This is a genomic window from Rhodoblastus sphagnicola, assembly GCF_002937075.1.
GTDB classification, from domain to species: Bacteria; Pseudomonadota; Alphaproteobacteria; order Rhizobiales; family Beijerinckiaceae; genus Rhodoblastus; species Rhodoblastus sphagnicola.
Window position 1 is genome coordinate 1 of sequence record NZ_NHSJ01000115.1, and the last position, 3,147, is coordinate 3,147.

Annotated in this window: 4 protein-coding genes and 1 pseudogene; 3 read left to right on the forward strand and 2 right to left on the reverse strand. The window is 62.4% G+C overall.

The window, feature by feature from the left end; genetic code table 11:
• A partial coding sequence (locus CCR94_RS26155; protein WP_146089881.1) for a transposase domain-containing protein occupies nt 1-173 on the forward strand: 173 nt, incomplete at its 5' end.
• A gap of 94 nt (nt 174-267) precedes the next feature.
• Here CCR94_RS26155 and CCR94_RS18640 read toward each other — a convergent pair.
• Both CCR94_RS18640 and CCR94_RS26400 read right to left on the reverse strand, forming a co-directional pair.
• A pseudogene (locus CCR94_RS18640) lies at nt 268-1,173 on the reverse strand (DUF4118 domain-containing protein); the annotation flags it as partial.
• Nucleotides 1,174-1,191: 18 nt separating this feature from the next.
• A complete protein-coding gene (locus CCR94_RS26400) occupies nt 1,192-1,314 on the reverse strand; it encodes a hypothetical protein (RefSeq protein ID WP_275112827.1) in 123 nt (40 codons plus the stop codon).
• Nucleotides 1,315-1,601: 287 nt separating this feature from the next.
• Between CCR94_RS26400 and CCR94_RS18645 the strand changes: the two genes are divergently transcribed.
• Nucleotides 1,602-1,898 (forward strand): hypothetical protein, encoded by a 297-nt coding sequence (locus CCR94_RS18645; RefSeq protein ID WP_146090099.1) that lies wholly within the window; start codon nt 1,602-1,604, stop codon nt 1,896-1,898.
• A gap of 120 nt (nt 1,899-2,018) precedes the next feature.
• On the forward strand, nt 2,019-2,822 hold the full coding sequence (istB, locus tag CCR94_RS18650) for an IS21-like element helper ATPase IstB (RefSeq protein WP_275112828.1): 804 nt from the start codon (nt 2,019-2,021) through the stop codon (nt 2,820-2,822).
• Nucleotides 2,823-3,147 lie beyond the last annotated feature (325 nt).

A 3,147-nucleotide genomic window follows, 5' to 3' on the forward strand; every position in this document is an offset into this window, starting at 1 on the left:
GAGCCGCCGCCGTCTACACACTGGTCGAAACCTGCAAGCTCAACGATATTGACCCGCAGGCTTGGCTCGCCGATCTCCTCGCGCGCCTGCCGGATCATCCCGCCAAACAGATCGACGACCTGTTGCCCTGGAAGTGGAGAGAGCGCCAGCTCGCCGCCACTGTCGCCGCCTGATCGCTGAAGCGGTCAAATCCGAGGCTGCCTGCGGCGCCGGTCGGATGCGTACGGTTCGCGCGACCCGGCCAAATATTTCGATCAGGCCCGGCCAGGCCTCAGAAACATTGGGCAGCGCTTCCGTCATGCGTTCGCCGATGACGTTCTCCACGCCGGTCAGTCGGTAAAAGGCGGGGTTGGCGGCGAGAGGGACGAAATCCACGGGTTGGCCGGACTCATCGTAAACCATCCGGCAATAGGCGCACCCATCCTGCATGTTCTCGAATAACGCGCGGAACCTTTCCTCGGCGTCTTCAGCACGCTTGCGTTCGGAGACGTCGATGACAATGCCGATATAGCGTTCCGGCTTGCCATCGACGCCCATCACTGGGTGCCCGCGCGAAAGCAGCCAGCGTTCCGGCGCGCCGGTGGGCAGATTGACCCGCCAGGAAAGCTCAAAATCGTGGCCCGCCGACGCCTCGGCGACAATCAATTGCGTGACCCGCGCGCGGTCGTCCGGATGGACCGATCGCCGCCAGAGTTCATAGGAGGCCTCCTGTCCGGTCGCATCGAGACCAAAGAGACGCCAGAGGTTATCCGACCAGACGTTGCGACCCGTCGCGAGGGTCCATTCCCAGATCCCGGATTCAGTGGCTTCCAGAGCAAGGCGCATCCGCGCTTCCGAGGCCTCGCGCTCGACAATTTGCTTCGACAGGTCAATCGTGCGCTCCGCGATTAGGCGTTCAAGCTCGACGCGCCGGGAGCCCTCGGCTTGCTGCCGCCTCAGGTTGGACTGCTGAACGTTCTCTACGACCCAAGATACGAGAAAGCCGTTGGCGACGAAAAACGCCACGCCCAGAAAGTCGATCGGGGCGGGCGCAATGAGCGACACGGGCGGCTCAATCCAGAAATAGCCGGCAATGGTCGCTGAAAGAAAGGTCGCCAGCCATTCCGCCCGCACGCCCCCATAGAGCGCCGCCAGCATGACGGCCGGGTAGAAGGTTACAAAGAGGAAGCGCATCCCGTGGGTGGATAATATTCATTGCAGAAGTGCGGCGGCCAGGACTAGGGCGGTGGCGACCGCCATGTCGTGGCGCCGGCCGCGATCTTGGTCGACAGAGATTTTCTGCTGAACGGGTTGCGCCTGTTGGCTGGCGATCATCTGGCGTTCCTGTTCTCGATCCAGCCGAGCTCAGGCCGGTCACAGCCTCCTATGCCGGCGCTGGTTCGAGGTCGAGGCTTCGAAATACCACAAGCATTGGCTTAAAAAGGCACAGCAAAGTAGAACGAAATTGGACGCTGCCAAATACGCCTAAATGTCGCGACGCGCTGACGTGTGCGCCATCACAAAGCCTTTCGCGAATTGAAAATCTGATGCGCACGTTTGCGTGGATGATTTGGGCGAATGTGGATAATCGACTGGAATGTTTCCTCGGGCCCGACCTGGTCATGCGCCTGACCCGCGTGCGCACCGACGGCGCGCGCGGCCACGCGATCGATTATCATCATCTGATCGGCACGCTCCGGCGCAAGCCCCAAGCCCTGCGCTACCTCGTCTACCGCGAAGCCCTGTTTCCGCGCGCCGCCTATGCCCGCGCCTGGACCGCCCTGGACGCGGCCCTGCCGCCCCGGGACGCCTGCCGGGCGATGGTCGGATTGCTGGTTTTGGCCTCGACCCGCGAAGCCGTCGAGAATCGCATTGGCCGATCGTCTCGACGCCATCCTGGACGCCGGCAAGCTGCCTGACATCGCCAAACTCGAAGAGGAGTTCGCCAGCAAACCGAGCCCGTCGAGCGACGTCGCCATCCCCGAGCCAAATCTGGAAGCCTACGACCGGCTTCTGCCCTCCACCTGCGAGGCTCGGCCATGACGGACGCCACCATGCCGGACGCGATCATGCCCGACGCGGCCTTCCTCGCCTCCTTGCTGACGGAGTTGCGCCTGCCCAGCATCGCGCGCAACTGGCGGCGCATCGCCGAGGCCGCCGATCGCGACGGCTGGCCGGCCCAGAAAACCATCGCCGCGCTGTTGGAGATCGAAGTCGCCGAACGCGCCTCACGTCGCATCCAGCGTCATCGCGATCAACCCGAGGCGCCGGCCGGAAAGACCTTCGCCAGCTTTGATTTCGACGCCGCGCCGGGTGTGCGCAAGCAGCATCTCCTGGCGCTCGGTGCCGGCGGAGACTGGATCAGGAACGGCGACAATCTCCTGCTGTTCGGGAAAAGCGGCACGGGAAAAAGCCACGCCATGGCGGCCATCTGCCATGCGCTCATCGATGCTGGACGGCGGGTGTTGTTCACGCGCACCATCGATCTCGTCCAACGGCTTCAGACCGCGCGGCGTGATCTCTCCCTGATCGGCGCCCTGGACAAACTGGACAAGTTCGATCTCATCGTGCTCGACGACCTCTCCTATGGCCGCAAGGATCAAGCCGAGACCAGCGTCCTGTTCGAACTCATCGCGCATCGCTACGAGCGCCACAGCATCGCCATCACCGCAAATCAGGCATTTTCAGCTTGGGCGACGGTTTTTCCGGACGCCGCCATGACCGCGGCAGCGGTGGATCGCTTGGTTCACCACGCGACGATCATCGAGATGAATGGCGAAAGCTACAGGGAGCGATCCGCCGCCCGCAGAGCCGAAAGGGAGGAAACCCCAACCTTGCCTTAGCGGCCATGGCAGCACATCGCCTTCGCTGAAGGGTAATTGTCGCTCGTAAAACCGCCATCGACAATTACCGAAGCCGAAGCCAAAAACCATCAGCGTCAATTAAAGTAATTGTCACCACGACACCCTCTTGCCAAACGACAATTATACAAATAGCTTCAAATTCGCGACTCGACGACAGCCTGATTTCGCCAGTCTAATGTAAGCGGCACGAGCGCACCAGGGGCTGAAGCCCCGGTGGGGACCGGCTCACGTGTCGCGCTTGAACCTGATCGGCATCCAGAACTGCCTCAGCGCCTCGACGCTCTTCGGAATCTCGCTGGACGCG